Below are 20,997 nucleotides of genomic sequence, written 5' to 3'. Positions count from 1 at the left end.
TTGAGAGATCGGCATGACGGCGAACCGGAATTCCAAGTATCTAAGCGCTCAAAGGCAGAGCTGCCAACATTGTGGTGCCCCCTTTCTGCCCAAGCAAGGAGAGCTCTTTTGCTGCCGTGGTTGTGAAAGCGTCTCCCAGCTCATTCACGCGGAAGGATTGGATAAATACTATCAACTCAAGGTGGGGCTGACCGAGCCGCTTAATGAGCGCCCATTCGAGCACCACGACTGGGGCGATGTCGCGCAGCAAGCCCAGGACTACGAACACTCCGTGAACGAGATGGCACACGGTATATTTGTCATCGAAGGAGTCTCCTGCCCAGCCTGTGCGTGGCTTGCGGAGCGTGCGATCACGGAACTCACCGGCATCGAAGGTTGCCGCATGAGTTCGCCCTACTCCGTTATCGAACTTGACTGGAAAAAGGGCCAAGTCGATTTCCCCAAACTGGCTAATGCACTCCAGCGATTCGGCTTCATCCTCAACACAGCATCAAAGCCATCGCTAACTGCTCCTTCAAAGTCCTCCCTGGTCTTTGCGGCGGTGTTTGGCGTCAATGCGTTCCTACTACAGTTACCACGCGTTCTAGGGGCGCTGGAAGGCTTTGCTTATGCGCGCTTGTTCGACATGATGAGCTTGCTCATGGCAGCCTTGACCATCCTATGCGCGGGGCATTTCTTCACCCGCTGGCAGCGACACCGTAAATTGGTTACGTCTTGAGGAAAGGGTCAACGATGCGCTTTTCATCCTCATCTTCGTGGCGGCGATAGTTATGCCGCGCGATTAGAAACGCTTCACCGGCGGCACCAAAAAGGAAGAGCAAATCATCCGGCTCCTCCAACAGGTTATGATAGAGCGCCAAAGCTCCATCAAACCAAGATTCCGGCATGAGGACCAAAGTGGCCAGTGGCTCTTGAATTTCCACCGACACAGCCAGAATCTCGGCAAAAATTGCGCCCACTGAAACACTGACAAATGCGCAGATCGACGCGATGGCCGCGATGGTCACATTACCACGACCACCACACCCAGCCGATGCCCCAGAGCCAACCAAACCGCCGACGATCAACACGCCCATCCATTCCACCGGATCGAGCAATGAGAGAAATTCACGCGGCAGCAGCCAAGTTAAATTATCATAGAGCACATCCCGTTGAGCACCGATCAACAAGTCAATAAGGCCGAGTACGAACACCCCAAAAATCGCGGCACCAATAGCCAGCGAGGCGGCGCCAAACATACGCATGCCTTCGGATACGGCCCCCCGCATCTGATCTACAGTGCTTAATTTTGGCTCATCAGGCTCTAGTTTCAGGGAATTTTTCGCCGTCTTTTTCCGCTGGGAACCAGGTATAGCGTCTGGATCCTCCTTCGAAAGATCTTCCTCATCAGACAGCTGGTGAGGTCGTTGAAATGGCGCGCGCGTCGGTGCAGCGACGGCTTTGGGCTCAACCTTTTTCTTGGGATTTAAGAAACGGGTGAAACCTTTTAACGGGGGGGGCGGTGCCTCTTCGACAATGGGATCAGTAAGCTCTGACTCGTCATCCGGAACATAGGGTGCTAGCTCCTCCAAGGTTTCCAACGGAACGTAGCGTGGAAGCGAAGAATTCCATACTGGTGTATGTCCTTTCAGGACCCGGCGACGCAACAAAATCAAGATTTGGTCCCTTGTAACAGGACCGATCTTGTTGCGATCAACCATGTAATACCATTTGTCAGACACCCGTGTATGATCTAAGTTTCCTTAGCGGAACCCCATGCAGGTAAAGGAATTCCACTAACTATTATAAGCACATGTAGAGATTTAAGTGATCAGACTAGCCATCAAAATTGCAGAGCGCAATATCAGGATTCACTTCTTCATGAAGTTGAATCCATGGCAATTCATTGATCCGCCGTCAACCGTGGCAATCTGCCAGTTGCGCGAGCTAAATCCGCGATCGATGTACCGAGTGTATTCTTGGCTGAAATCAAATTACGACGCGCGTTATCCAGATCCTCCTGCGATGTCAGCAAGTCCAGCAAGCTGTTGATGCCTGACTGATAACCAATGGCAATGGCGTCGTAGGCCTCTTGCTGAGCATCCAAGGCCGAGGTAGTCGAATCCACCTGCTTGATCGCCGAACGATAGGCGAAAAACGCCGTCCAAACCTGCTGAAGCACCTCCAATTCAACTCTGCGAGCATCTTGGCGCGCGGCCCGCGTCAACTCACGCTGCTTGTCGATTTCATACCACTTATAGAATCCTTGGAAGATATCCCATTCCAGCACGAGGGCTGCAACGTAATCATTGTAAGGTGAAGGATTGCTGCCAGTAACCTCCGCATATTGCATGGAGACTTGAGCGCTGAGCTCTGGGAATAGATCTGCCCTCGCCGCATCCAGATTATACTCCTGCTCTCGCACGGAAGCGTACGAAGAAAGCAAAGTCGGGCGATTTTGCAGAGCTTCTGCAACCAATCGATTTACATCAGCATCGAGGCCCGCAAAATCAGGAAACTCTTCGATTTGCTCGATCTGCAAATTGGAGGAAACCTCAACGCCAAGACTGGTCGCCAATTTCGCGCGAGCGGCTTCGATATTCGCCAAATCACCTTCAATTTGCGCTTCAGCGGTTTTCACGTTGGCCAGGGCTCGAAGGGCATCCTGCTTGTTACCCAAGCCGGACTCCAACTTCTTGGAAGCCGCATCATAAGTTGCCTCTGTATTGCGCAGATAGGCTTGTGAGGCAGCCAGATTCGACTCAGCTGACCAAAGGTCGTAGTAATTTACCAGAACAGTGCGCACAACGTCCTGGTAAATCTGGTTGAAGTCGTAGTTCGACGCGTAAAGCGCTTGGCGAGCAGCATTAGCCTGTGCCTCTCGGGCCCCGAAATTAAAGAGTAGCCAATTGATGTCGAGCGACGGTCCATAGGTAGTCGCGTAGGTCTTGCCAGCGAAGTTCACGTTCTTCAGCTTCTCACGCTGCACACTGGCACCAACCGATACGTATGGATAATAAGTGCTCAAACTTTGGCCGTATTCCGAAGCACGGGTCCGTGCGATGAGCCAAGTGTAGCGAGTGTCCGGGTTGTTCGAAAGAGCGATGTCCACCAAGGCAGGTAGATCCAGCTTCGGGAGCCCTACTGACGCCACTGGGCTCTCATTGGAGCCAGATGGGTTCTGCGTGTAATATTTGTCCTCTCCAGCAATAAAGTTGACCGCATCCATACCCGGATTATCGGGCTTGGGAGCATTGCGCAGAGCCTCGGCTGGCGGACGCCAAAGCTCACTGGGGCGCGCCGCGACCTCGTCGTCAACATTCACGCATCCAGGGAAGAGCCAAAAAGTTAAATTCAGGCCGCAAATCAGCGCCAGTCTGCCAACATGCAGACTCAGCGACGAACCAACATGGGGGACATTAAATTTTAAATTTTTCATGGCTTTATACCTTAACGCGCTCCCCTCGCTGGAACAGTGGAATCTTGTCCATGACGTGCTCTTGGAACCAATCGAAATACAGATATAGGGCAGGCGTCACGTAAAGCGTAATTAGCTGCGAAACGATGAGTCCACCAACAATTGAAGACCCCAGAGGCTTGCGCGCCGCGGCATCAGCCCCCCACCCTACTGCGATCGGCACCGCTCCCAAGAGCGCGGCTGCGGTAGTCATGATAATCGGTCGGAAACGCTCCATGCAGGCTTCATGCGCCGCTTCCTCGCGGGAAAGCCCCTCAGCCTGCCGCATGATGGCGAAGTCGATCATCATAATACCATTCTTCTTCACGATGCCCATCAGCATAAACATACCGATCATGGCGTAAAGCGAGAGTTCCTGCTGCAACACGAGCAAAGTCGCCAAGCCGCCCACCACGGCAACCGGCAACGCGGTCAGCACGGTAATCGGGTGGATCCAGCTTTCGTAAAGAATGCCGAGAATTACATACATTACAAACACGGCCACAATGGCCATCATAAGCATGCTCTTAACCGTTTCTTCGAACATCAATGCTTGCCCCTGGAAACTGGTTTGAATCTCTGGCGTCACCAGCTCCGCAACCTTCTGTTTCACAAAATCATTGGCCGGACCAACAGCATCGCCCTTGATGTTGTAATAAATGGTGACCGAACTGAAGTTATTGATGTGATTCACTGCCAGAGGACCAACATCTTCACGGAAGGTCGCAATTGAAGAAAATGGAACCAGATTGTTCTCAATATCAAAGACCGCCGAATTGCTCGTGAATAATTCACTCTGGTTAAAAGCCGACTGGAAATACAACGCATTCAGATTGTCTGGTTGAGAACGCCAATCCGGAGCAGCCTCCACAATGACCTGATACTGCTGGAAGGGGGATTTGATCAGGTAACTGTAATTCAGCGAATAGGCGTCCTTCAGCACAGTCGCAAAATTCGTTGCCGAGATCCCGTAAGCGCTGCCCAAGGGACGAAACAGCTCCACCTCGACCTGCGGATTAGTCAAGTAAAGGTCGCTGACCACCGAGGAAAAATAGCCGCTCTGGTGCATCGCTCCTACTAACTGCTCCGCTGCCTTGTAGACTGCCTCAGTATCCAGCCCCGAGAGCGTATATGCATAATTACCAAGTGTTGTCGAAGTTGCCCCCGTCGAGATTTCCAGAGAAGGATTAGGTTGAATTGCCGGAATTAATCCCGGAATGGACGATAAAGCAGCCTGTAGCTGTCCGTTTACCATCTCAATTGGCGCATCGGGGCGCTCACTGGCATCAACGAGCGAGATAAAAGTCAGGATGAAGTTACTCTGGGCAAAGCCACTCACACCGGAAACCGTCACAAAGTTATCCACGTAGGGATTCTTCGACATCACCTGCTTAATCTGCGCCTGGTAGCGCTGGAGGTCTTGTGCTGAAGCACCAGTATCAGCAATGAACGCCCCCTGAATAAAGCCACTGTCTCCGACCGGAATGAAGGTCTTAGGCACGATAACCAAGAAATAGCCAACCCCGACCATACAAATAATCCAACTCACGGCAGAAATCCACTTGTGCTTCAGGAAAAACCTCAGCGACGGATCATAAAGTCCCAGGCAAGCACCTTCGATTCGGTTCGCCAGCTTCTGCATGAAGGTCTCGTCCTCTTCACTGTGAGCTCGCAGCATACGCGCACACATCAGAGGCGTCAGCGAAAGAGAGACCAAGCCAGACATGATGACCGCCACCGTAATCGTGATACCAAACTCGCGGAAGATACGCCCCATCAAACCGCCCATGAAGACCAGCGGGATGAAGACCGCCGCCAGCGATAAAGTCATCGACATGATGGTGAAGCTGATCTCTTTCGCACCCCGGAACGTAGCAACAATTGGATTCTCTTTGTAGTCCTCCATGCGTCGCACCATGTTCTCCAAAAACACCACGGCATCGTCTACCAGGAAGCCGATGGACAAGGTCAGCGCCATCAGCGAAAGATTGTCCAGCGTGTAGCCGCATAGCTTCATGACCACAAAGGTGAGTAGCAGCGACATCGGCAGCGCGACCATCGGGATAATCGTGTCACGCGCCCGGCCAAGGAAGAGGAAGATCGTTCCGCAAACCAACACAAAAGCGATAATCAGCGTTTCCTCCACATCCTTTACCGAAGCAACAATCGTTTTCGAGCGGTCATAGATGATGCTCATGATGATCGACTGAGGGATCTGCTGCTGTAGTTCGGGCAACATGGCTTTGACCTCATTCGCAATCTCCACATCGTTCGCCCCGTCTGCCTTCTGCACAGCGAGCACTACGCCCGCCGCGTTTGGCGGGACTTCAATGCCAGAGTTGACCGGGTTCGTCCAATAATCGAGCTTGAGGTCCTCCATCTGCAATCCTTCAACTGCCTCGCCAATATCGCTCAAATATATCGGGCGGTCGTTTTTCACCGCGATGATCAGGTTGTTATATTCCTCGGGTGTATCGAGCTGCGTATTTGGCTGGATAGTATACTGCGTCGTACTGCCTTTAAACTGGCCTGCTCCCAGAGAATTCGTGCCTTGCTGAATCGCCTGCGTTACTTGATCAAACGTAAGGCCGCGATTATAAAGTTCATCTGGGTTAAGCTGAATTTCAACTGAGCGCTTCGAGCCATAAACATCGACAGTCGAAACGCCGTTGATCAGTTGCAGACGTTGGGCGATTTCCGTAAATGCGTAGTCGTAAATATCGCCCTCAGTCATCGTCGATGAAACCAAGCCAATATAAATAACAGGCTGTTGGTTCGGGTTCGTCTTGGTGTAAGTAGGAGGGCTGGGCAAGTCCGTCGGCAAGTTACCCTGCGCTCGAGTGATGGCGGACTGGACATCAGTCGCCGCCGCGTCGATGCTTTTACTCAAGTCAAACTGTAACACTAGGTTGGAGTTCCCCTGCGTGTTACTTGAAGTGATCAGCTCAATGCCTTGAATTTGCAGGAACTGTTGCTCCAGAGGTGAAGCGACGTTGGCCGCCATAATTTCCGGACTCGCGCCGGGATAGCTCACCTGCACTTGGATGACCGGGTAGTCAACATTCGGCAAGTCACTAACGGGCAAGGTAAGGTACGACCAAATGCCAAACAACGCCGCCGACAAAGCCAGCAGCAAGGTCATCACCGGACGCTTGATGAAAGGCGCGGACAGCGAGTTTTGATCGCTCGCGGTTAATTCCTCGGGCTTCTCACCCTCGGGAGCAGTTTGGGATTGCGAATCAGCCATGTCGGATTCCAGCGTGGCCGGTTACTTGCTTTGCTCCCCTGTGGCGGATGGCTTGCTGCCATCCGACGGTTCGCCCGTGATGCTTCCCGTCTCCAGGTTCAGCAGAAACTGTTCTTCCTTAGCGGACAACACACCGTGCTCCTTAAGCTTCTTTAAAAGATCAACCGGAAGGCGCCGACTATCCTGCATTTTCTTGAGTTGGGCTGGCGTCGCTTTCTTGTATTTTTTGAGCATATCGACGATTGGCTCAATCATACTCGGTGGCAACTTGACGTCGCGCGGATTACCGTCGGTAACGATCACCTCCATACCGGAGCGCAAAAAGTCCAGCCCCTCGCCAACCAGCTTATCACCAGCCTTGACACCACTTTCAATGACAACATTGCCATCATCCTGAACCTGCCCGATAACCACGTTCTTTTGGGTAACGGTGCTCTTTTCCTCGTCGATCACGAAGACATAATTCCCCCCTTGACCAATGCCCACGCAATGATCTGGAGCAAGGAGCACATCCTTCATTTCTTCCAGGATCACGCGGATGGCTAAGGGTTGATTCGGCCAGAAAAACTGGTCGCTGTTCTTGAAGGTAGCTCGCAGGTTAACCGTACCAGTTTCAGTGTCCACCGAGTTACCCAGAATCGTCAGTTCGCCGTAACGTTCCTGAGTTGGGTCCGAAATGTAGCTGGCGCGTATCTTCAGCTTGTTGCCGGACTCCCTAAAGTATTTGCGGATCTGGTCGAACTTGGAAACTGGAGCAATGAAGTCCACGTATATCGGGTCCATCCGCAGAACAGTAGCCAATGTGGTGCCATCCATCGCAGAGACCACGTTCCCAGCATCCACATAATAGACACTCGCCATGCCATCGATGGGGGAACGGATCTCGGTGTAGTCCAGATTGACCCGAGCCGCCAAGAGTTGGCCTTCCGCCATTCGCAGAGCCCCACGGTCAGATTCCACGTTCGCTTCGAGGGTTTGGAAATCCTGCTCAGAAATAAGCTGCTGTGGGACCAACGGGCGATTACGCTCCAGGCTCAGGCTATCAATCGCCAGCTGTGCGCGCGCTTGCTCAACTTGGCCTTCGGCTTCTTCAACCGCAGCAATGTACGGCGGCTGGAAAATCTTAAAGAGCAAATCACCCTCTTTAACCACTGAGCCTTGGGTAAATGGCGTTTCAACAATCCGACCGTCGACCTGACTAACAATATTGACCGCCTCAAAAGCAGTAGAACGCCCCAAAGTGTCCAAATACAGTGGCGCACTGCCCTGTGTAACCTCAGTCGCGGTTACCGTGCGTGGAGGTGGGCCCTTAGGTTGAATGGGCTCAGGGCCACAGCCAGTAATAATGAGACTCAAGCCAGCAATGAAACATGCTGGCGTCAGCCCAATGTGGTTCTTAAATTTACAAATCATGCGCAGTAAGCCCTAGTTTGAATGTGTGTAATATCTTCCTCACACGAGGACTGTCAACTGAGCATTAAACGTACGTTCGAAAAAAATAGAGCAAAATGCCCCCGCTGCACATTCCCCCACACAAATGACATTTGCACTCCACAAGAAGCAATTCTCTGAAACCAGAAAAACAATTGATCTAGAATTCTTCCCCAAAGGAAAAATTAACGCCTTTGATGCCCGCCAGCGAAACCGCATCCATCACCTTGACGATAGTTTGGTGGTTAGCGCCATCTGCTGGTGCAATCGTCACCAGAGCTTCTACCTGATTGGCGTCACTGGCTTGCTTAAAACGGGACAGCATACTCGCGAGCTCCATAAAGCGGGACGCCTCAGGTGAGTCGTAGGCATAATCATTCACGACCACCTGCCCTTCGTCACTGACTTCGATGATCTGCTCATCCGGCATTTCCAACGGCTCGGTTTGCTCCACAGTGCCCGGGAGCTGGAATGAAATGTCCGCCTCCTGCTTTTGGAGCGTCGCCGCCACCATAAAGTAAATCAGGAGCAAAAACACGCAGTCGATCATCGGCGCGATTGGGATCGACACCTTTTCCTCCGGTTTCTTTTTGAGCTGCGCCATCGTGAATTACTGCTGGTGGGTTGCGTAAATAACTTCGTAGGCTCCAGCCTCGGCACAAACCTTGAGCACGGACTTGATGTCCTTGTAGGCCGTTTGTTGGTCTGCGCGAACGGTCACGCGTAAACGCGGGTTCTGCTGCAAGGACGCTTGGAGCGTGGACTTAATTTCCTCCGTCGAAACCGGACGCTCGCCCAGATAGGCTTGGCCGTCGGCATCTACAGTCACCACACCGCGGTCCGATAAATCCTCTGCAACCTCGCTTTCCAGCGATTCGGGCAAGGTCACCTCCTTGGATTTATCTGCTTGGGCCAGTGTGCTCACACACATAAAAAAAACCAGCAGCAGAAACACCATATCGATCATCGGAGCCATTTGGAATTCCTCCTCGGGCCGTTCGGATCGGTGTAGTTTCAGTGCCATACCGCCTACAGGCAACAAACATGCCAATAGGTCAAGACTTCGCGAAGTCGCGCAAAAAACGTCACCCGACTGTTACTCTTGGGCTAAAAATGGCCCACTCCCCAATCTTTGGTGTAGCCCCCAAAATAAAGGCCTCGGAGCAATCCAAGGCCTAAATCAAATGGTCGGGCTGAGAGGATTCGAACCTCCGACCCCTACACCCCCAGTGTAGTGCGCTAACCAGACTGCGCTACAGCCCGCCAAAAAAGAAATGCAGAAGACATCGTGCTCAGGGAGGCTTGTCAATCCATTCTTCCATTTTTTATCCCGCTCTTTAAGCAGGGGGCAAAAAAGAAGGGGTCGACGGAAACCCCGAAACGTCGACCCCTTTAGAATTGGTGACTTCGCATGCGCGGAAGCCGCCTTCGAATAAACTAAAAGCATCGGTTATGCCAACTTTGAAATAAAATCCGATTTGTCTAAATATTGCGACGAGGGACACTAGGAATGGGTTGGACAAAGAACAAAATCAGTCTAGTGTATAAATCCTATCTATGGCCCCTGAATTATCATTGGACACCAAGGCCACCCTGTTACTGATCGGCGATTGCTCCAATCTTGTTACCCGAACGGCACTTCAGGGAGTGCGCTACGTGGAGTGTTCAGATGATGCGCACCTTCTGCTGCAAGCAATTGCTGATCAAGGGGATCGCGTCTTGATCTTTGTCATTCAAGCTTGGGACGAGTTGAGCAAGAAGACGCAGGCTTTGTTGACGCAAGAAGCGAAATATGCGTCCGTGCTCGGAATTGGGGAAGGTTCTAGCCCATTTCCCTCAGTCGAAATCTATGATGCCTTTTTGCCCCTAGATTCCACGGAAGCGCTGCCGACAATGGTCCCTATGCTCTTGCGCTTGGCTAAGACTCGGCGCGATCTATTCGAACAAAAAAGAGATCTTGTACAGCAACAACGGATGCTAGACCAAGTTGCGATGGCTATTATTAGCACGGACTTGAATGGCGTCATCAAGTCCTGGAATCAGCGGGCAGAGGTCATATTTGGCTATTCCGAGACCGAGGCAATAGGACGGAATTTGTCCATTATATTCCAGCAGGCTCAACAACGAGATTTCAATATGCATTCTTTGCTGGAACCGCTATTGATCCATGATCGGCATCAGTTTGAGACTGAGATCCGCCGGGGTGATGGGGTCCAGTTGCCCATTCAGGTTTCGATGAGCTTGGAAAAAAATAATCAGCTGGATATTATCGGGGTTATTTGCTGCTGCCGAGACATCAGTTTACGGCGCAGGGTAGAGGTTGAACGCAGCGATGCGTTTGAGCGTTTAAGCTTCTTTATTGACCGCATGCCGTTGGCTTTTATCGAGTGGGACACCGAATGCCAAATTCGCGCGTGGAACGACTCGGCAGAGGAGATCTTCGGCTACAGCCAGAAGGAGGCTATTGGACAGTCTTTTTCTATGCTCATCGAGGAGGAGTTCGTCGAGAAGGCCCATCGCCTGTTTTGCGAGATGCGCGAGCAAAAGCGAAGCAACCGCAGCCAGAACACCAACCTTACGCGCAGTGGCGAGAAGATCATCTGTGAGTGGATCAACTCTTCATTGCTAGATGAGAGAGGCAATGTCGTGGGCTACGCCTCCATCGTGAATGACGTTACCGAGCAGATACGCATTGAAAACGAGCTGAAGGAATCCCGCGAATCCGCCTTTGCAGCCAACCGCAGTAAGGATGAATTTCTTGCTGTGATGAGCCATGAAGTGCGCACGCCAATGAACTCCATCATTGGCTTTGCGGACCTGCTCATGGAATCGCTTAAAAGCGAGGATGACGTCGAACTGGTCAATATCATCAAAGCCAACGCCTTTAACCTGCTGGAACTCATTAATAATGTGCTTAATTATAGTCGGCTTGAGGCTGGTGAGATCGAGCTGAAGGTCCAAGATACAGACCTGACTGCGCTTTGCCATGAGATTCAGGAGGTAACACAGGCGGAAGTTAAGGAGAAAAACCTGAGCTTCGCTATCGAGTTTGAGCCAGATACGCCGCGTAATATTATGGCAGACCTTACTGAGCTCCGCCAGGTCTTACTCAACCTTACCGCGAATGCGCTTAAATTTACACAGATGGGTGGCGTTACGATTTCCATTTCTGCACATCCATTGCCTGCATCAGACCCTTGGAGCTGGGAATTTCTTTTTGCTGTAAAGGACACTGGCATCGGCATAAGTGATAGCGACCAAAGCAAACTCTTTCAGTCTTTCACTCAACTCGACTCCAGCTCTACGCGGCGCTTTGGAGGGACAGGGCTCGGTTTGGCGATTTGCCGACGCATTGTTGAGCTTTGGGACGGTAAAATCTGGGCGGAAAGCAACCTCAATGAGGGCTCCACCTTCTACTTTACATTACCGACCCGTGAAAACGAGCTGGCCGATGGTGAGACGGTCACCGGCCTGCTATACGAGGAAATCGAGGACCGACGCTTTGCTGAAATATTTCCGCTGAGTATCCTACTGCTCTGCCCCAACCATGCCACGGGTGAGGTTTTGGGCAAGGTCATGAGCAGCATGGGCTATGAAATCGCCATGCATCATGATGGTATTGAGGCGATCAGCCACCTTCAGGATCACGGCTACGACATCGTTATGATCGACGACGATCTCAACGACTTCACGCTCAGCGAGATGCTCGAACTGATTCGCAGTGGCAATGCTGGGGAGTCCAACATCTCGGCCAACTTGATTGCTTTGCTCGAAAACAACCCCCAGAACAAGGCCTCAACTCCGCAGTCTCGTGAGCGCGTAGAGTTCATTTACAAGCCTATCATCGCCCGCAATGTCCGCTCTATTTTGCGAAAAATCGCAATTGGGCGAGATGCAGTGAAGCATTAATGCGTGCTCTTCTGAATTGCCTGGGATTAGGCCAGCTCTAAGAGGGCGTCTAAAAAGTCAATTGACCTTCGTTGGAGAGCGTCTTCGTGGTCAAAATTTCATTTCTTCACCTCGACGAAACTGGTTTCGCCTCGATTCAGAAGCCGAAATTTTGCCTCCCAAATACATCTCGCCGACTCGATCAGACTTTTTAGACGCCCTCTAAGTCTGTGAGGTCGAAATTCCATATCTGAACCTCGGCGACTGAATCAGCCCTTAGGTGCCCGATCAGGTAGCCGAGAGTTGGCCTTGGCTGGCTCCGGGGCCAGTAGTCGTGTGGAAGAAGGTCGCTGCTTGTCCGAACTTTTCCTGATACGCGGCCACAATTTTTTCTGCGTCTGCCTGCCCAAATTGGCCATTAGTCACGGCCATCACCGCGCCACCAAAACCGCCGCCAGTCAGCCGGGCGCCCCAAACGTGCTGCGATTCCTTCAGAGCATCGACTAGAATATCGAGCTCCGGGATGCTGTTTTCAAAATTTACACGCGAGCTTTCATGCGACTCAAAAAGCAGTTCGCCAACCGTAGCCATATCGCCTTTCCCCAAGGCAGATTCCACGGCCAGCACGCGTTCGCATTCACCTGAGATGTGGAGGGCGCGGCGGTAGAGCACATCACCAAGGAGGTCCTGATGCTCACTGAGCTGCGCCGTAGAGATTTGGGCAAGGTTTTGCGCTTGAGGGAGCGGGGCTTGCATTCGGCGGTGGGCCTCCATGCATTCCTGGTGGCGCGTGCCGTAAAGCGAGTCGACCAGTGAGTGTTTCTTGGCAGTGTTAAACACCCAGAAGTGCACGTCGTCCGGAAGTGTGAGGCGGCTGAAAAGTTCCTTTTCGCAATCGATTTTAACGAGGCTGTTGACATCGCCAAATGCTGAAACGCCTTGGTCGAGGATACCGCAAGGCATGCCGACAAAGTTGTTTTCCGCACGGCGACCCACGCGAGCCATATCAGCGCGATCGAGCTCAAACTCGTAAAGTCCGCAATAGCCATAGCCGCTGGCGAGTTCGAAGGCAGCGCTGCTACTCAGGCCGGCGCCAGCCGGCAAGTCGCTGTCCACTAGCATATCAAAGCCATGCGGGATTGGCATACCAGCCGAAATGAGTTCCTTGAGGACACCCAGCGGGTAATTGGCCCAAGACTCATTGCCGCTCAGCGGTGCAAACGAATCGATATCCACACACACTTCGCCCTCCATGCTGGCGCTGCGGAAGCAAGCTTGGCGGTCACTACGCGCCGCAAGCGCAACGGACACACGACGGTCGACTGCGACACCGAGCACTGGCCCGCCATTGTAGTCGGTATGGTTGCCAATAAATTCAAGGCGGCCGGGGGCCTGCGCAATCACTTCCGGGCTGCGGCCAAACTTTTGGATATAGAGGTCTTCGATCACGCCTTCTAAGCAAGGGGGTTGGGAGAAAATTGAAAGACAAAATTTCCACAAGGGCCAAGGTTTCTATGATGGCGCTTAGTCAAGGGTGTTTTTCGCATGTTTGACACACAGATCGCCAATCACCGCATCTCCTGCCGAAGCTCGATTTTGATCCGGCGCTGGCCAGTATATTCAAAATGTAAGACTAACCAAGCCTCTGGCCCTTCTTTGCCAGAATACGAAGCCGCAAATCAGTTAAATGAAAGCTTCCGTCACGAAGCATCAAGCTACTGTTTGAGCACCTTGTTTTTCTTGAGAAAACCCTATAGCTTCATTCTCACTTTTCAATTTCCAAGGTCCCAGAAACAAAAAAACCGCACTTCTATGCGGATTGGCGGGGATGGAGGTGCGGGGCGGAATCGAACCGCCGATACAGGTTTTGCAGACCCGGGCCTTACCACTTGGCTACCGCACCATCGGTTGAAGCGGACAACCCAATGAAATTTCCCGCAGCTTTCAAGCGCTTTTTGCGTTTTTTCTGCCGGACTGCTTTTTCTCCTTCCGCCGAAGGGCATATTTCTCTAAACCCACCCGCATGCCGACCAAGGTCTTCTCTATTGCCAACCAAAAAGGCGGAGTGGGTAAAACCACGACTGCTATCAACCTCGCTGTGGGCTTGGCCCGCCGCAAGGTGCCGACGCTACTCATCGACCTCGACGCCCAAGCCAACGCCACCAGCGGCCTCGGTTTTGAGAAGGAGCCCGGCGGCAGCCTCTACGACGCCCTCCACGGCGAAGGCGAAGCTATGGACAAGGTTCAGCCCACCCGCGAAAAGAATTTGTGGATCATCCCGTCCGAAGTCGACCTGTCCGCGATCGAAGTCGAGCTCGGCCAGAAGGAAGACTACCTGATGCAGCTCAAGAACGTGCTGGAGCCCGTTAAGGCCAGCGGCCAGTTCTCGGCCATCGTCTTGGACTGCCCCCCTGCCCTCGGCATGATCTCCATGAACAGCCTCACCGCGGCGGACTACCTGCTCGTCGCCCTGCAGTGCGAATACCTCGCGCTCGAAGGCCTTGGCCAGATCCTCAGCGTGGTCGAACAGCTCCGCGAAGCCGAAGTCAACCCCGACCTCGAAGTCGGCGGCATCCTGATGACGATGTATGACTCCCGCACCAAGCTTTCCAAGGAAATCGTGGACGAAGTCCGCAACTACCGCCCCGACCTCCTCTTCAAGACGGTTATTCCGCGCACGGTCCGACTCTCCGAGGCACCCAGCTTCGGCAAATCCATCTTCGAATACGCCCGCCTGAACCCCGGCGCCTTTGCCTACGGCAAGTTCGCCAAGGAGGTCATCACGCGCTTCGATCTGGAAAAGGCCGGGTAAACGCCGGTAACTCCCACAATTAGGAAACTACGAATATCGCAGATCGACGCAGATATTTGCGTGTGCCAAGGGCGTGGATGACATTCAGTAAGAGAAACATTGAGGCAATTGCGCCCACTCATACTTAAAAAACATCAACCTACAATCTGCGCACATCTGCGCCATTCGTAGTTAAAAACTGCGCCTAAAAAAAGCGAACCTAGCCTACTCGGCGGTGTCTTCAGCGTCTAGTTTGGACAAATCTAGATCTTTCAAGTGCGCCTTCAGCTCCTTGCCCGCCTTAAATTTAATCACGGCGCGCTTGGGGATGACGACGTCTTTCTCCGGACGATTCGGGTTACGGCCAATGCGGCTTTTGCGCAGTTGGACCTCGAATACGCCGAAATTACGTAACTCGACATTGCGCCCTTGGGCGAGCGCGTCCGCAATGGCGTCGAGCGTCAACTGGACTGTCTCCCGAACCTCCTTTTGCGGAAAATTGGTTTTTTCGTAGATTTGTAGGACGATATCCCGTTTGGTGAGGTTCCCGGACATAACTAGGAAAGGAAGAGATGTAATTGACGCAACGCGGTGGACTGGTGAGAGTGATAGTCTTGCATCGTCCTTAGAGTGTCAAACATTATTTAGTCCCTCATCATCTATTAGTTAGGAAATTTTTTACAGGCGCTACCACGCCGCACAACCCAACATAACCCACCTTAATTTACGCAAATCATGAGTGATAAAGACGACGGCAACATCCTCGAAGAAATCCAAAAGAAGCTTCAGAATATGATGCCGCCAGGCAGTAAAATCATGGGCATGCACCCTATGGGCAGCATGGGCGCCGCGCCCGATGAAGAAGAGCCGCAAGGCGAGATCGATCAGGAGGCCGAAGACGCCGAAACCCTGCGTCGTATAAGGGATTTTAATCTCAAGCCCAAGGATATCCGCGACCACTTGAACCGCTACGTCATCAAGCAGTTTGACGCCAAAAAGGTGCTCTCCGTCGCCATTTGCGACCACTACAACCACATCCGCCAGTGCCTCGAAAATGAGCGCCTGCTCCAGCAAGATTACGCCAAGCAAAACATCCTGCTCCTCGGCCCGACCGGCGTCGGCAAAACCTACCTCATGCGCAACATCGCGCGTTATATTGGGGTGCCCTTTGTCAAAGCCGACGCCACAAAATTTTCGGAAACCGGTTACGTCGGCTCCGACGTGGAAGACCTTGTCCGCGACCTCGTAAAGGCCGCCAATGGCAACGTGGAGCTCGCCCAATACGGCATCATTTACATCGACGAAATCGATAAAATCGCCTCCTCCGGCAACATGGCCGGTGGCAAGGACGTCTCCGGCCGCGGCGTGCAGATCAACCTGCTCAAGCTCATGGAGGACACCGAGGTCAACCTCTTCTCCCCCAACGACCTCATGGGCCAGATGCAGGCCATGATGACCGGTGGCCAGCGCGGCAAAAAGCCCAACAAGCGTACCATCAATACGCGTCACATCCTCTTCATTGTTAGCGGCGCCTTCGACAAGCTCGGTGAGACGATCCAGAAGCGCGTCGACCAGTCGTCCATTGGCTTCGGCGCGAGCCGCTCTGACTCCGCCCGCGAAGACCCCTTCCAGTATCTTAAGAAAGCCGCGACCCGCGACTTTATCGACTACGGTTTCGAGCCGGAGTTCATTGGCCGCATCCCGGTCCGCGTGGCTTGCGAAAGCCTTCAGCCAGACGACCTCGCCGCGATCCTGACCAGCTCCGAGGGCTCCCTGCTCAAACAATACCGCCGCGACTTCCAGGGCTACGAGATCGACTTCAAGATCACGCCCGAGGCCATCATCGAGATCGCCAGCCAGGCCTTCGAGGAGAAGACCGGCGCCCGCGGCCTGATGACCGTCCTCGAGCGCATTTTCCGCAACTACAAGTTCGAGCTGCCCTCCACCGCGATCAAATCCTTCGAGGTAACGACCGATATGATCGCCAACCCCGAGGACGCGCTGACCAAGCTCATTGTCGATCACAAGCACCTCATGCGCGGCGTGTGGGAAGAGGAACTCGACGCCTTCACCAAGGCCTTCGAGAGCGAAAACAGCTTCAAGCTCACCTTCACCGACGAAGCGGCGGACCACCTCATCGAGGCCGCCACCGAAGCCGACCGCACCCTGCGCACCATCTGCGACGAGCGCTTCAAGGACTTCCCACACGGCCTCAACATCGTGGCCCGCAACACCGGGCAGACGACATTCGAAATCAACCTCGCCGCCGCGGAAAATCCCGACAAGGAGCTTTCCCAGTGGGTCGTCCAAAGCTTCAAGCACGTGGAAGAGTCCACGCCCGCGCCCGAAGCCGACGAGCCCGTCATCGACGCGGAAGAATCCAAAGACTGACGCCAAGCCACCGCCGTCCCCATGCGCCTGACCCGAAAAGCCTTCCTCGCCACCCTGCTGGGGGCCCCGTTTGCGGGCCTTGCGGGCCTCAGCTACATGCATTACCTTGAGCCGCATTGGCTTGAGGTCACGCAGCGGCGCGTCCCGCTGGGCAAACTGCGCCAACCGATCCGGCTGCTACATTTGTCCGATTTGCATGCCTCCGATGTAGTCAGCCTCGATTACATTGAGCGAGCGATCGACCTCGCGCTGGAGCAAAACGCGCAGCTCGCTTGCCTCACCGGCGACTTCATCACCTGGAGCCTGGACGATCCCACGCGCTACGCCGCCATCCTGCGCAAGCTCAGCGCGGCAATGCCCACCTATGCCTGCATTGGCAACCACGACGGCGGCAAGTGGGCGGGCGGCACGCTAGGCTATTCGCACTTTGGCCGCGTCCAGCAAATGCTCACCGACGCCGGCGTCGACTTTCTCTTTAATGAAAAGCGCGACATCGCAATCGACGGGCAAACACTGACCATCGCCGGCCTTGGCGACCTGTGGTCCGGCGATGCAAAACCAGAAACCGTCCTCGCGCCCGCCGAGTCAGCGGCCACCGCAACGCCCCCGGTCATCGTCCTCAGCCACAACCCCGACACCAAAACGCTGCTCCAGCCCTACCAGTGGGACCTCACCCTGTGCGGGCACACCCACGGCGGCCAGTTGATCATTCCCTTCTTCGGCGTCCGCCCGTTCCTCCCCGTCAAAGACAAGCACTTCGCCGAAGGCCTCCACCATTGGGACGGACGTCACCTCCACATCACGCGCGGCATCGGTAACCTCCACGGCCTGCGCTTCAACTGCCGCCCGGAAGTGAGCGTGCTGACGTTAGGATGATCAGCGTTAACCACTGTGGGTAGTGAGCCGCAAACAGCGGACACTTTTCCATTGCCAGCATGAAAGACGTTTCCAATCTTATTTTAAGACAACCCAATTGAAATAAGTTTATGGAAGTAGCCGGACCTGCCGCAGGAGGATTCATGATCCTCTGGTTTATGATCATGGCCGCGAGCGTGATATTCTCGCTGGCGGCATTGGCGTTCTGGATTTGGATGCTTGTCGACTGCCTCCAAAACGAAGCCTCCGAGGGCAACGACAAGATCATCTGGGTGCTCGTCATCGTCTTAACCAACTGGATTGGCGCGCTAATTTACTACTTCGTGCGCCGTCCGCAGCGCAGGCAAGGGCCGCGCCATTATCACCCCGGGTCACCGCCCCTCTAGAAGCCTAGCCCTTGCGCGCCGTTACGGACAGGGTCACCCCGCGCGCAATCACGACAAGCATCCACAGCAGCCCACCGAACATGATGATCCGCCCGGTCAGCAGCACCGTGCGCGCAATGTAGATATCCTGGTCCAGGCAATCGAGGATCGTCAGGATGTTGTTCCAGTCGTGACCGTCGACTTCGCGGCCCGAGTGTCCGCCGATCAGAGTCAAGTCGAGCGCGCGGGCGTCATTAATATAGATCGACGTGTCGACGAGGCTTTGCCCCGCCCACCACAGGCCGAGGCCCGCCGCGTAGCAGTCGCGGTTTTTAAAGAAGAACGCCGCGCCAATCATCAGCGGCATGAGCAGTTGCCCCAAGCCGCCGCCGAGGAACATTAGCAGCTCGTTCCCAAACACGCCAAAGATCATGTGCCCCGCCTCGTGGAAAATCAGGTTCACGCGGTTGATCCAGAAATGGTAGTCGTCGAGCAGCCGTAGCGGCAACCGGAAAAACGGTATGCTCACCCACGCGACCAGGCACCAGAACACAAAGCGCGCCCCACTGGCCCACGGATCCTCCACCTTAGGCGCGCCCAGAAACCGCTCACCCAGCCAATCAAGAAACGTGCCCTCCAGCTCCGCATTGCCGTCCGCCCCCGCAGCCGCTTTTGCCTGCACTACCGACACCTCCGCGAGCGGGCTACGACATGCCGGGCACGTCAACCCCGCCCCGTGCGCCTGCACGGTCGACTCCTCCAGATCCCAGGTTTGCTGGCAGGTATTACAGCGGTAATGGCGCATGGCTTCACCATCACGCACTGAGACAATTAGGTAAAGATGGAAAATCTCGATCCAGCGGAACGTTGGGTTGCATTGTGTTGGGGAAGTCCTAGGCTGCTTCGTTTTGCCCGAATATCGGGCACCAGAAACCAACCCGAAAAACCGCACATAAGACATGGCCCTTACTCCATTTTCCAGCCGCCTCATTGCCGACGTTGGCGTCAGCATGGGGGACGAAGGCAAGGGACGGCTCATCCCCGAGGTGATCGCCGAGATAACGGAGCAGACGGGGCATCATGACTCCGTGGGGATCGTCATGAAGGTCAATGGCGGCGCCAACAGCGGGCACACCGCGGGCGGCCTCAAGCTCAACCTCCTGCCCGCCGGCGTGGTCGACGGCTCCGTCCGCTGGCTCGCAATTGGCAGCGGCGTGGTGGCCGACCCCCGCAAGGCCCTGTGGGAGCTTAAGCCTTTGGAGGCCAAGGGTTACAAGCTTTGGGAGCGCCTTGTTTTTGACCAGCGCACGATGGTCAGCGATCTCTCCCACCGCCTGCTCGACCTGGCCTGGGAAGACTACCGCGTGAACGTGCTCAAGGGCGAAGCGCGCGGCTCGACCGGACGCGGCATCACCCCCGCCTACCTGGACGAAGTTGGCCAGATGCAGATTTTCTACGGCGACATCCACGACGCGCCGGAAAACATCGCTAAGCGCTTCCGCGAACGCCTTGAGCGCGCGGTGAACGTCATCCGCCACGTCTGCCAAGTCTCCCCCGAGTCCTGGAGCGGCTTCTTCGACACCCTGACCAACGCCGAGACCCGCGCGAACAAGGAAAGCATCGAAGCGGGCATTTTCCCGACGAGCGAATTCGACTTCACGCAGTTCCGCGGCGAGGGCGATTACGGCCTCAATGTCGACCGCGTAATCGAAGTATATATGGGCGCGCTGCAGGAGCTGGAGAAGAACATTGCCGACGTGCGCGAGCTCGTCATTGCCAACCAACAGGCGGGCAAATACCTGGTCGGCGAGTTCGGCCAAAGCTACTGGCTCGACAAGCGCGCCGGCTTCTCGCCCAACGTCACCGCCTCCCACACCTTTACGCCCGAACTCTTCCAGAGCGCCGGCATCCCCGCGCAGCCCGTCCACACTATCGGCTGCTGCAAGGCCTACGACACCAAGGTCGGCACGCACATTTTCCTCACCCAAATGGATGACGAAGCACCGCTGACCGTTGCTCTCAAGAAGATCGAATTCGGCGTAAGCACCGGCCGCCAACGCATGGTCGGCTGGTTTGACGCCGTGGAAAAAGGCGACTGCCTCCGCTACGGCGGCTACCAGGACCTCGTCATGAACAAGCTCGACGCCCTCACCCAGAAGGATGGTGGCACGCTGAAGGTTTGCGTGGCGTATCAAGATCCCGAAGGCAAGGTCGTCAAGGGCGTCCCGCGCGAGGACTCCTACCGCAAGACGTTGACGCCGATCTACGAAGAGCTCGAAGGCTGGACCGAAGACATTTCCACGGTCCGCAGCTTTGCCGACCTCCCCGCCGCCGCTCAGCGCTACGTAGCGTTCTGCACCAAGGCGACGCTCGACATCGCAGGCCGCGGCGGCTCACACCCGCCCCTCAACGTCCGCTACGTCGGCGTGGGCCCGGATCCGTCGCAGATTATTAAGGATGTTCCTGAGATCAGCGAGCTATTGAAGCTCGCCTAACAGCCTGTCGGATTTGATGGCCTAGCTGTGGTGAAGTTGATTTGCTGTTTTGATGGATTTTGTGACAGTAGATCGTG

The 20,997-nt window shown here is 54.5% G+C and carries 16 protein-coding genes and 2 tRNA genes; 7 read left to right on the top strand and 11 right to left on the bottom strand.

Features of this window, described 5'->3' with window-relative positions; genetic code table 11:
• Positions 1–13 precede the first annotated feature (13 nt).
• The gene (locus RBB62_RS18700; protein ID WP_309400774.1) at positions 14–718 is read left to right on the top strand and encodes a heavy metal translocating P-type ATPase metal-binding domain-containing protein; all 705 of its coding nucleotides are present in this window, start codon (positions 14–16) and stop codon (positions 716–718) included.
• Here RBB62_RS18700 and RBB62_RS18695 read toward each other — a convergent pair.
• The 7 genes from RBB62_RS18695 to RBB62_RS18665 all read right to left on the bottom strand — a co-directional run bounded on the left by RBB62_RS18695 (position 708) and on the right by RBB62_RS18665 (position 9,377).
• A complete protein-coding gene (locus RBB62_RS18695; RefSeq protein ID WP_309400773.1) occupies positions 708–1,700 on the bottom strand; it encodes a hypothetical protein in 993 nt (330 codons plus the stop codon). The two genes, RBB62_RS18700 and RBB62_RS18695, sit on opposite strands and share 11 nt — an antisense overlap.
• A 182-nt stretch (positions 1,701–1,882) precedes the next feature.
• Positions 1,883–3,418, bottom strand: a complete 1,536-nt coding sequence (locus RBB62_RS18690) for a TolC family protein (RefSeq protein WP_309400772.1) — start codon at positions 3,416–3,418, stop codon at positions 1,883–1,885.
• 4 nt (positions 3,419–3,422) lie between these two features.
• Complete coding sequence (locus RBB62_RS18685) at positions 3,423–6,683, bottom strand: efflux RND transporter permease subunit (RefSeq protein ID WP_309400771.1); 3,261 nt, start codon at positions 6,681–6,683, stop codon at positions 3,423–3,425.
• A gap of 21 nt (positions 6,684–6,704) precedes the next feature.
• Complete coding sequence (locus RBB62_RS18680; RefSeq protein WP_309400770.1) at positions 6,705–8,039, bottom strand: efflux RND transporter periplasmic adaptor subunit; 1,335 nt, start codon at positions 8,037–8,039, stop codon at positions 6,705–6,707.
• A gap of 235 nt (positions 8,040–8,274) precedes the next feature.
• Positions 8,275–8,718: an ExbD/TolR family protein gene (locus tag RBB62_RS18675; protein WP_309400769.1), complete on the bottom strand. Its 444-nt coding sequence runs from the start codon at positions 8,716–8,718 to the stop codon at positions 8,275–8,277.
• A gap of 6 nt (positions 8,719–8,724) precedes the next feature.
• Entirely contained in the window at positions 8,725–9,138 is a 414-nt protein-coding gene (locus tag RBB62_RS18670) for an ExbD/TolR family protein (protein ID WP_309400767.1), read from the bottom strand.
• A gap of 161 nt (positions 9,139–9,299) precedes the next feature.
• Positions 9,300–9,377 (bottom strand) — tRNA-Pro (locus RBB62_RS18665).
• 294 nt (positions 9,378–9,671) lie between these two features.
• On the opposite strand from RBB62_RS18665, the gene RBB62_RS18660 reads away from it, so the two are divergent.
• Complete coding sequence (locus RBB62_RS18660; RefSeq protein ID WP_309400766.1) at positions 9,672–12,023, top strand: PAS domain S-box protein; 2,352 nt, start codon at positions 9,672–9,674, stop codon at positions 12,021–12,023.
• Positions 12,024–12,290: 267 nt separating this feature from the next.
• Here the strand turns inward: RBB62_RS18660 and galK are convergent, their stop codons facing one another.
• Both galK and RBB62_RS18650 read right to left on the bottom strand, forming a co-directional pair.
• Positions 12,291–13,451: a galactokinase gene (gene galK, locus RBB62_RS18655; protein ID WP_309400765.1), complete on the bottom strand. Its 1,161-nt coding sequence runs from the start codon at positions 13,449–13,451 to the stop codon at positions 12,291–12,293.
• Between the two features lie 380 nt (positions 13,452–13,831).
• Positions 13,832–13,905, bottom strand: a tRNA-Cys gene (locus RBB62_RS18650).
• A gap of 120 nt (positions 13,906–14,025) precedes the next feature.
• Here RBB62_RS18650 and RBB62_RS18645 point away from each other — a divergent pair.
• Positions 14,026–14,814, top strand: coding sequence for a ParA family protein (locus RBB62_RS18645; protein WP_309400764.1), 789 nt, complete (start codon positions 14,026–14,028; stop codon positions 14,812–14,814).
• 204 nt (positions 14,815–15,018) lie between these two features.
• On the opposite strand, the gene RBB62_RS18640 is transcribed toward RBB62_RS18645, so the two are convergent.
• A complete protein-coding gene (locus RBB62_RS18640) occupies positions 15,019–15,348 on the bottom strand; it encodes an HU family DNA-binding protein (RefSeq protein ID WP_309400763.1) in 330 nt (109 codons plus the stop codon).
• A 180-nt stretch (positions 15,349–15,528) separates the two neighbouring features.
• On the opposite strand from RBB62_RS18640, the gene RBB62_RS18635 reads away from it, so the two are divergent.
• The 3 genes from RBB62_RS18635 (at position 15,529) to RBB62_RS18625 (ending at position 18,446) form a co-directional block, all read left to right on the top strand.
• Positions 15,529–17,184 carry an AAA family ATPase gene (locus RBB62_RS18635; RefSeq protein ID WP_309400762.1) on the top strand — a complete coding sequence of 552 codons (1,656 nt, stop codon included), beginning with the start codon at positions 15,529–15,531 and terminating at the stop codon, positions 17,182–17,184.
• Positions 17,185–17,205: 21 nt separating this feature from the next.
• Complete coding sequence (gene yaeI / locus RBB62_RS18630; protein WP_309400761.1) at positions 17,206–18,060, top strand: phosphodiesterase YaeI; 855 nt, start codon at positions 17,206–17,208, stop codon at positions 18,058–18,060.
• A 110-nt stretch (positions 18,061–18,170) separates the two neighbouring features.
• Positions 18,171–18,446 (top strand): PLDc N-terminal domain-containing protein, encoded by a 276-nt coding sequence (locus RBB62_RS18625; RefSeq protein ID WP_309400760.1) that lies wholly within the window; start codon positions 18,171–18,173, stop codon positions 18,444–18,446.
• A 4-nt stretch (positions 18,447–18,450) separates the two neighbouring features.
• On the opposite strand, the gene RBB62_RS18620 is transcribed toward RBB62_RS18625, so the two are convergent.
• Entirely contained in the window at positions 18,451–19,386 is a 936-nt protein-coding gene (locus RBB62_RS18620; protein ID WP_309400759.1) for a hypothetical protein, read from the bottom strand.
• Here RBB62_RS18620 and RBB62_RS18615 point away from each other — a divergent pair.
• Positions 19,385–20,920, top strand: coding sequence for an adenylosuccinate synthetase (locus RBB62_RS18615; protein ID WP_309400757.1), 1,536 nt, complete (start codon positions 19,385–19,387; stop codon positions 20,918–20,920). The two genes, RBB62_RS18620 and RBB62_RS18615, sit on opposite strands and share 2 nt — an antisense overlap.
• The last annotated feature ends 77 nt before the right edge of the window (positions 20,921–20,997 follow it).

It is taken from the genome of Cerasicoccus maritimus (genome assembly GCA_031296935.1).
GTDB classification, from domain to species: domain Bacteria; phylum Verrucomicrobiota; class Verrucomicrobiia; order Opitutales; family Cerasicoccaceae; genus Cerasicoccus; species Cerasicoccus maritimus.
This window is presented reverse-complemented; position numbering and strand designations above follow the sequence as displayed.

Coding starts and splice junctions, on each gene's coding strand:
- RBB62_RS18700 (WP_309400774.1), top strand. CDS start 14: ATGACGGCGAACCGGAATTCCAAGTATCTAAGCGCTCAAAGGCAGAGC.
- RBB62_RS18695 (WP_309400773.1), bottom strand. CDS start 1,700: ATGGTTGATCGCAACAAGATCGGTCCTGTTACAAGGGACCAAATCTTG.
- RBB62_RS18690 (WP_309400772.1), bottom strand. CDS start 3,418: ATGAAAAATTTAAAATTTAATGTCCCCCATGTTGGTTCGTCGCTGAGT.
- RBB62_RS18685 (WP_309400771.1), bottom strand. CDS start 6,683: ATGGCTGATTCGCAATCCCAAACTGCTCCCGAGGGTGAGAAGCCCGAG.
- RBB62_RS18675 (WP_309400769.1), bottom strand. CDS start 8,718: ATGGCGCAGCTCAAAAAGAAACCGGAGGAAAAGGTGTCGATCCCAATC.
- RBB62_RS18670 (WP_309400767.1), bottom strand. CDS start 9,138: ATGGCACTGAAACTACACCGATCCGAACGGCCCGAGGAGGAATTCCAA.
- RBB62_RS18660 (WP_309400766.1), top strand. CDS start 9,672: ATGGCCCCTGAATTATCATTGGACACCAAGGCCACCCTGTTACTGATC.
- RBB62_RS18645 (WP_309400764.1), top strand. CDS start 14,026: ATGCCGACCAAGGTCTTCTCTATTGCCAACCAAAAAGGCGGAGTGGGT.
- RBB62_RS18640 (WP_309400763.1), bottom strand. CDS start 15,348: ATGTCCGGGAACCTCACCAAACGGGATATCGTCCTACAAATCTACGAA.
- RBB62_RS18635 (WP_309400762.1), top strand. CDS start 15,529: ATGAGTGATAAAGACGACGGCAACATCCTCGAAGAAATCCAAAAGAAG.
- yaeI (WP_309400761.1), top strand. CDS start 17,206: ATGCGCCTGACCCGAAAAGCCTTCCTCGCCACCCTGCTGGGGGCCCCG.
- RBB62_RS18625 (WP_309400760.1), top strand. CDS start 18,171: ATGGAAGTAGCCGGACCTGCCGCAGGAGGATTCATGATCCTCTGGTTT.
- RBB62_RS18615 (WP_309400757.1), top strand. CDS start 19,385: ATGGCCCTTACTCCATTTTCCAGCCGCCTCATTGCCGACGTTGGCGTC.
- RBB62_RS18620 (WP_309400759.1), bottom strand. CDS start 19,386: ATGTCTTATGTGCGGTTTTTCGGGTTGGTTTCTGGTGCCCGATATTCG.